The following is an 8,176-nucleotide window of genomic DNA, read 5'->3' as shown; positions in this document are numbered from 1 at the left end:
AAATCTACTGAAATTAGCTATATAATTTTGGTACTTATGTGAGGTCGGTGCGACCTTGTTAGCTTGGGTAAACTTGGCACGTTGGTGCTATTGACCAAGAAGCTCCCACTTCAACCGTTAGGTAAGTGGAGAGTAGTTCACTAATAAATTATATTAATAAATTATATTAATAAACTCCTAGTTCGCATGAATTGGGGGTTTTAATTATGTTAGGCATATGAAAAAGGGAAGAAGGCCATAATGGAGTATTTAAACAAAGGTGGAATTACTATAAAAGGGAAATCAGAAACCGTTGTAGAACTATGAACAGAGAGGGAAAAAATGAATAGGGCATATAAAGTAGAAATACTTTCAATATTCAAAGTACTTATATTTTATAATATGTTAATTCCTTATGTATCATATAGGCTAGGAGAGAAGGAAGTTTAGAATGGGGGGCGTGTATGAATCGTATAGTTGGTATAAGAGGGGGAGGCCCTATAGCTACTGCTATAGGGTGTCATTTATATAAAAGTGGATTTAGAGTTATAATATTTGAAAAGAAAAAACCCACTACTACTAAAAGGAAGGTATCCTTTGCAGAGGCCGTATATGAAAAGGAAGTAAGAGTAGAAGGGGTTTTGGCCACTTTGACAGATAACATAGAGAAAGCCATAGAAAGAAGCAAAGATCATGTGTCAGTTTTAATAGATGAGATAGGAAGAGAATTGTATCATGAAGATATAACCATAGTAATAGATTCTATACTTGCCAATAAAAACTTTGGGACAAATAAAATAATGGGAAAATTAGTTATTGGAATTGGATCTGGATTCATGGCAGGAGAAGATGTGCACGCCATAATAAATCCTAATAGGGGCAGTGAGTTAGGAAGGATCTCATATGAAGGGACACTAGAGAAAATAGAATATATGAATTGTGAGTATGAAATTAAAGCAAATAATAATGGGAGAATAAAGGTTTTAAAGGATATAGGTAATTCTGTTAAAAAGGGAGATATAATTGCATATGTAGGAGAAGATGAAATAGTAGCTCATAGGGATGGGATTATAAGTGGCATGATAAGAAATAATTTTAAAGTAGAGAAGGATATGGAAATAGCCTATATAGATCCCCATGATCATATTAAGAAATGTATAAATATAAGTAGCCATGGAAGAGTTATAGGAACTAGTGTATTTCAGTGTGTATGTGTGTTTCTTAATAAATATGAAATTTAAAAACATAATATTTGAAAGATATGGAAATAATACAAGGGTACATGAGCGTATAATTAACTAAGGGTAATTATTAAATAACTTCATGGAGAGTGGCTATTCTATTTTAATATGTGAAATTTCTTATTAGTTTTATAGGAAAGTAGTATTTTATAGATATGATCATACTTCCATGATGAATAATATGGGGGTTTACTATGATCGGTTTTCAATACTATAGACCTGACAACTTAGAGATAGCTAGTGAAATGTTAATCAAAAATGGCATATACACCCATATATTGAATGGGGGAACTGATTTAATAGAAAGAATAAAAGATGAAACGGTTAAAGCAGATATATTAGTAGATATAAAAGGAATAGAGACTCTTCATGAAATTGATTTTTGTGAAGATGATGGATTATACATAGGAGCCTGTGTCACCCTAAAGGATTTGATAAATAGTAGTATAGTAAAAGAAAAGTACAGAATATTAATAGATAGTATGGAATCCATAGGAACAGAGAGAATAAGGAAAAGGGGAACAGTAATAGGAAATATTTGCAATGGGTCCTATTTGGGAGACACCCTTACAACTTTAATTATATTAGATACGGAAGTTATGATATATAGTTATTCAAGGGGAGAAAGGCAGATACCAATAGATGATTTTCTTACATGGACTGGAACCACATCATTAAAAAGAGGCGAAATAGTAAGGGGTATTAAAATACCTTACAATGGGTATATAGATGGTGGATTCATAAAAATATATAAAAATAAGAATCAATTATCCATAGCTAATTTATCCATAGGGAAAATTAATGATGAATATAGAATAGCCTTTTATATGCCAGGTACTACTCCTATTAGAATAAGGGAAGTGGAAGAATTTTTAAATGGAAGAGAAGTAACAGAATATGATATATATAAGGTAGCTAAGATTGCAGAAAAGAAACTGTTAGAAAAGGATTCCTTTAACTTACTGAAAAAGGAAGACATAAAACAAATAAAGGATTTAATTAAATACGTCTTTTTAGCATTTTCAAAAAAACCTGATTAATCGGGTTTTTTTAGTTTGTTCAATTTTTTACATATGAAAATATAATATTTAAGAAAAATAGGAAAGTAGTTCTAAATCATGTTTTTTCATGCCAAAAAAAATTAAATAGGAGAAAGGGAAAGGAATAATACGAAAAACAAAATAACTATACAATAGATGAAATTAAATTATGAATAGGATGCTTGTCATATATTTAAAAGATAATGCATAATATACTATATGTGGTATGTGAAAAAAGAAAAGAACACTATAGGAGGGGTATTGTGTCAATAACGAAGGTCCAAAAGAGAAATGGGGAGATTGTGGATTTTGACCCCATCAAGATAAAAGAAGCCATATTTTCTGCTGCTAAATCAGTGGATGGAAAGGATGAAATGGCAGCAAAAAAATTAGCTAATATAGTAATTGACATAATAAATGAAAGTCACGGAGCTAGTATCCCCACTGTGGAGGATATACAAGATATAGTTGAAAAGGTATTAATCGAAGAAGGCCATGCTAAAACAGCAAAGGCATTTATTTTGTATAGAAAAAAGCATGAAGAAATAAGAGAAGTAAGAAATTTATTTATGGACGCTGAAAAAATGGTAGAAGAGTATGTGAATCTTCAGGATTGGAGAGTAAATGAAAATGCCAATATGGGCTTTTCACTTCAAGGTCTTAATAATCATATAGTAGAGAGTATTACTAAAAAATATTGGCTAAATAAAATATATAAAAAAGAGCTGAGGGATGCCCATATAAAGGGGGATCTACATATACATGATCTAGGCTTACTAGCTCCCTATTGCTGCGGGTGGGACCTAGAAGGATTCTTAAGAAAGGGATTTAAAGGAGCTAAGGGAAAAATAGAATCAAAACCCCCTAAACATTTTGAATCTGCTTTAGGACAATTAGTAAATTTATTATATACCCTTCAAGGAGAATCGGCGGGAGCACAGGCCGTATCTAGTATAGATACATATTTTGCACCATTTATATATTACGATAATTTAGATTATGAACAGGTGAAAGGTGCCATTCAAAGATTTGTATTTAACTTAAATGTACCCACAAGAGTTGGATTTCAAACTCCCTTTACAAATATAACCCTAGATATTACTCCCCATCCATTAGTTAAAAATCAAGGAGTAATAATAGGTGGAGTAAAAATGGAGAAAACATATAAAGAGTTTCAAAGGGAAATGGATATGTTTAACAGGGCCTTTTGTGAAGTGATGATGGAAGGTGATGGAGCAGGAAGGGCCTTTAGTTTCCCTATTCCTACTGTAAATATAACAGATGATTTTCCATGGGATTCAGAAGCGGTTAACTCTATTATGGAGATGACAAGGAAATTTGGTACGCCTTATTTTGCAAATTTTTTAAACTCTGATATGTCTCCAGAAGATATAAGAAGTATGTGCTGCCGATTACGTATTGATAACAGAGAACTTAGAAAAAGGGGTGGGGGATTATTTGGAGCAAATCCCCTAACTGGATCTATAAATGTAGTAACATTAAATATGGCTAGAATAGGATATACTTCTAAGACTATAGAAGAATTTAAAAAGCAGGTAAGAGTCCTAATGGAAAAGGCTAAAATTATATGTGAGGAGAAGAGAAAAGCCCTAGAAGAATACATGGAATCAGGACTTTATCCCTATTCGAGATTTTATTTACAAGGAGTTAAATCATCTACAGGGGAATATTTTAAAAATCACTTCTCTACTATTGGATTAAACGGTATGAATGAAGCCTGTGTCAACTTATTAGGAGTAGATATTACTACAGAAGAAGGTAATGAATTTGCAGTGGAAGTTATGGAATTTATGAATAAGGTTATACAAATATTCCAAGAGGAAACGGGTAGCCTTTGGAACCTAGAAGCATCTCCAGCAGAAGGAGCCACTTATAGGTTTGCACGAATTGACAAAAAAATGTATCCAAACATATTTACTCAAGGAGAAAAGGAACCCTATTATACTAACTCTACTCAATTACCAGTAGGTCATACTAATGACATATTTGAAGCCATAGAGCTACAAGAAAAATTGCAAACCCTATATACGGGAGGAACGGTTTTTCATGGATTCATAGGTGAGGAGATAGAAAATATAGAAGTTTGTAAGACTTTAATAAAGAGAATAATGAAAAATAGTTCTATTCCGTATATTACTATTACGCCAACATTTTCTATATGTGATGAACATGGATATATATCAGGAGAACACTATAACTGCCCTATATGCAACGAAGAGGCGGAAGTTTGGACTAGGGTAGTAGGTTTTCACAGACCAGTTCAGGCGTGGAATAAGGGAAAGAAAGAAGAATATAAGGATAGGGTAGAGTACTCTTGTAAAAAGAGCTTAGAAGATAAAAAGGTTATAAGGGTCGTATAAGATGAACATATTAGGTCATGAAAAAACTTCATTTATTGATTATCCAGGAAAGATATGCACCATGTATTTTGTAGGTGGATGTAATTTAAAATGTGGCTATTGCCATAATAAGGATTTGGTTGAAAATAAGGGAGTACCTATTTTACAAAGTCATATATTTGAGTTTTTAAAAAAGAGAAAAAAGTACATAGATGGAGTATGCATATCTGGTGGAGAACCTACTTTATATGAAGAATTATATGACTTTATAGTTTATATAAAAAAAGAAGGATTATTAGTCAAACTAGATACTAATGGAACAAATCCAAGTATCCTAAGAAAATTAATAGATGAAAATATAGTTGATTATATAGCCATGGATGTTAAAGCACCCATGAAAAAATACCATAGTGTGACTAATGTGGTAGTTAATGTGGATAAGATAAAGGAAAGCATAAACTTATTAACAACTTCTAATATGGACTATGAATTTAGAACTACAGTATGTAAAGAATTAGTAAGTAGGGAAGATATATTAGAAATTGCTAATGAGTTGAAGGGGAGTAATAGGTATATAATACAAAACTTTAGGGATAGGGACACGGTCTTAGAAGGTAAAAATAAATTTACTTCATATAATAAGGAAGAATTAGAATGTATAAAAGAAGAAATAAAGGATTATTTTAATGAAATAAAAATAAGATAGTTAGGTATATTAAAGGGGTATGATTATAAATCATACCCCTTTAATATATATGGAGAAAGTGATAAAATTTAGGGAGTAGAATAGTTTAGTTTTTAGGAGAGGTTAAAAATGAGAAAGTTAATCTTATGCTTATTAGTTATAATACTTATGACTAATATTTCTTATGCTAATGCAGGTCCTTGGACTTATGATGGAGCTCCAGTTCTTAATCCTGTTCCATATGAAAATAATAATGTGGAAGTGTTAAATGAGGAAATAGAATTCAATATAGATAAGAAGGATCTAGATATGGCTCATGTGAACGTGAATTATAGGATGAAAAATAATTCTGATAAAGGAGAAGAAATAAATATGTGCTTTCCTTTTGTGAGTAAAGGGATTAATTTGAAAAATCAATCTGTAAAAATAATCTATAATGGTGCAGCCATAGATAGTGAAATTAAAGTGCTTAAGGATTTAAGATTTGATCATGAAGAAGGGTTAAAGGGAAAGGCCATATATAAGGATAATATTAATAAAAATTTATCCTTTTCACACATAATAGGAGAAGTAAATAATACAGAAGAAACTTATGGGGATTTATGCGAAAATGTCATTTATGTAATTTTATTTAAGGTTAGAATGGAACCTAAAGAAGAAAATACTTTAAATATAAGCTACGTACAAAAAAGTGGAAGTAGTAGAGTTGATTCTAAAAGTAGCTATATTTATAATAGATTTGATTATTATTACTTTTTAGAACCTGCATCCTATTGGAAAAGTTTTAAAGACTTGAATATAAAGATAATAGCTCCCAAGGGAACGGAAATTTTTAATAGTTCATTAGCCTTAGAAAAGGAAAAGAATATATACATAGGTAACTTTAAAAGATTACCAAAGGAAAATTTTACATTTCAAGTGGTAAGTTTAAAGGATACTAAAGGTTATTTGGGATTTAAAGAAATGGTATTAACTATAATAATGTTATTTTTAATAGGAAAAATATTCATATATATTAAAAGGAAGAAGGGCAGATAATCATCTAGCCCTTTTATTTATCTATACCTTCCCTATTAGGAATCCCTTGTGTGTAATAATGTTTTATTTCCTTCATTTCTGTAACTAAGTCAGCCTTTTTTATAATACTATCAGGTGCATATCTACCTGTTAATATTAATTCTATATTGTCTGGTTTCTCATCTATCAGTTTAAGGACATCTTTTTCCTTTAGTAATTTTAAGTATATGGCTATATTTATTTCATCTAATATAATAATATCGTATTTGTTTTCCTTGTATATATTTAAAATATAATCTATTCCTTCATATGCAGATTTTATATCATCTTCATTAGGTTCCCTTATTAAAAAGCATCCATTTCCAAATAATTTTACCTTAATATGAGACTCTAATAATTTTAATGTTTTAATTTCGCTATATTCCATAGATTTTATGAATTGCCCCAAAAAAACTTTTTTTCCTGCACCGTAGGCCCTCATAATAATACCTAATGCTGCGGTTGTTTTTCCTTTTCCGTTTCCTGTATACACATGGATACAACCCTTTGACATTAAATCACATCCTTTTGTTCATATATATAATTATATACTGAAAACATAAAAGGTTACTAGAAAATTTACCTTAGTAGGTGGGTTGATGTACACGGATATATTTGTTAGTCACAAATAGTAGGGACCAGGATTGTTGAGAAATTGTTAAGAATATTGTGATATAATGTAATAAAAGGTAGAAAATGTAAAAAAGAGGTGGGGAAATGTTGAAATTTACAACGACAAATAGAATAGGTTTTATTGGGAAAGCAACAGAATTACTAGTATTCCTAAAATATCTATCATCTACATACCCTAAAATAAAAGATATTAAACAAGTTAAATACTACAGTTGATAGATTCATTATATGGAAAGAGTAATGGCAGAGGATTAAAAGGGATGGAGGCATATATAATTAAAGGAGAAAGATACAATGGATGAGAGATGTGATAAAATGTTATATGATAAAGAAAATATTCAGGGTGAATTTACTGAATATGAAGGTGGATTGATTAAATTAGAAAATGAAAAATTGATGAATTATATAGCTACTATGAGAGCAGAAAAAAAGAAAAAATCATTTTGGAATAAAATATTTAGTAAGTAAAGGAAAGAATAATTATCAAAGGCATAGTTTTTTAGAGTGTAATTATTCTTATAAAAATTTTGTTTAATAAAATAGGAGTTAGAGAATGAAGAAGAAAATAAAGAGTATTTATAGAAGTAATTTTGATTATGAAGAGGATGATTATGATAGATTGGTAAATCATAGGAAGATAAAAGGTGCTTACAAGTCCTTTACCAATAAGGCTACCATGAAGAAGTTAGAGTTTGATTATGAGGAAGATCCATTTGAACCCACAAAATAGAAATTGACAAAGGGTTAGTTCTGTGTTAAATTAGTATATGTTCCTTCGAGAACATGTCCTTGACAGTGAAGTGGTGAAATGTTAAACTGTTAAAAGACAGCAAGAACAAAATAAAAAAAGTTCTTGACAGTTTGAAACAAAAATGATAAGATTTAATAGTCGTCGCAATAAAGCGATGAAACAAATTGAACTTTGAAAACTAAACAGTATAAGAATTTAAGCCAGCTTAAGTAATTAAATAAATGACTGGATAGGAATTGATTTGATTACGATATGAGTAACCACGAGAGTGGTGTACGAATTTTAAATACAACCTTTTTAAAAAGGTAACGTTAATTTTGTAATAGAGCAGTCACAATGGTGACAAAAACTTTTATTTGAGAGTTTGATCCTGGCTCAGGATGAACGCTGGCGGCGTGCCTAACACATGCAAGTCGAGCGTGAAGCTCTTT

The 8,176-nt window shown here is 30.6% G+C and carries 8 protein-coding genes and 1 rRNA gene; 8 read left to right on the top strand and 1 reads right to left on the bottom strand.

All coding sequences use genetic code 11. The features are described from left to right. The first annotated feature begins 443 nt into the window (after positions 1 to 443). The 5 genes from N4A57_RS06395 (at position 444) to N4A57_RS06375 (ending at position 6,343) form a co-directional block, all read left to right on the top strand. Positions 444 to 1,220 (top strand): molybdenum hydroxylase, encoded by a 777-nt coding sequence (locus N4A57_RS06395; protein WP_293656947.1) that lies wholly within the window; start codon positions 444 to 446, stop codon positions 1,218 to 1,220. Between the two features lie 194 nt (positions 1,221 to 1,414). Continuing rightward, positions 1,415 to 2,260, top strand: a complete 846-nt coding sequence (locus tag N4A57_RS06390) for an FAD binding domain-containing protein (protein WP_293656946.1) — start codon at positions 1,415 to 1,417, stop codon at positions 2,258 to 2,260. A 263-nt stretch (positions 2,261 to 2,523) separates the two neighbouring features. Beyond that, positions 2,524 to 4,641, top strand: coding sequence for a ribonucleoside triphosphate reductase (locus N4A57_RS06385; RefSeq protein WP_293656944.1), 2,118 nt, complete (start codon positions 2,524 to 2,526; stop codon positions 4,639 to 4,641). A 1-nt stretch (position 4,642) separates the two neighbouring features. Further along, on the top strand, positions 4,643 to 5,326 hold the full coding sequence (locus N4A57_RS06380) for an anaerobic ribonucleoside-triphosphate reductase activating protein (protein WP_293656943.1): 684 nt from the start codon (positions 4,643 to 4,645) through the stop codon (positions 5,324 to 5,326). 108 nt (positions 5,327 to 5,434) lie between these two features. Next, entirely contained in the window at positions 5,435 to 6,343 is a 909-nt protein-coding gene (locus tag N4A57_RS06375; RefSeq protein ID WP_293656942.1) for a hypothetical protein, read from the top strand. 13 nt (positions 6,344 to 6,356) lie between these two features. Here N4A57_RS06375 and N4A57_RS06370 read toward each other — a convergent pair whose 3' ends face one another. Next, the gene (locus tag N4A57_RS06370; RefSeq protein ID WP_293656941.1) at positions 6,357 to 6,875 is read right to left on the bottom strand and encodes a cob(I)yrinic acid a,c-diamide adenosyltransferase; all 519 of its coding nucleotides are present in this window, start codon (positions 6,873 to 6,875) and stop codon (positions 6,357 to 6,359) included. Between the two features lie 413 nt (positions 6,876 to 7,288). On the opposite strand from N4A57_RS06370, the gene N4A57_RS06365 reads away from it, so the two are divergent. The 3 genes from N4A57_RS06365 to N4A57_RS06355 all read left to right on the top strand — a co-directional run. After that, the gene (locus N4A57_RS06365) at positions 7,289 to 7,462 is read left to right on the top strand and encodes a hypothetical protein (protein ID WP_293656939.1); all 174 of its coding nucleotides are present in this window, start codon (positions 7,289 to 7,291) and stop codon (positions 7,460 to 7,462) included. An 85-nt stretch (positions 7,463 to 7,547) separates the two neighbouring features. Beyond that, positions 7,548 to 7,724, top strand: coding sequence for a hypothetical protein (locus tag N4A57_RS06360; RefSeq protein WP_293656938.1), 177 nt, complete (start codon positions 7,548 to 7,550; stop codon positions 7,722 to 7,724). Between the two features lie 373 nt (positions 7,725 to 8,097). Then, positions 8,098 to 8,176, top strand: a 16S ribosomal RNA gene (locus tag N4A57_RS06355); the annotation flags it as partial.

Source organism: Anaeromicrobium sp., from assembly GCF_025210435.1.
Classification (GTDB): Bacteria; Bacillota; Clostridia; order Peptostreptococcales; family Thermotaleaceae; genus Anaeromicrobium.
This window is presented reverse-complemented; position numbering and strand designations above follow the sequence as displayed.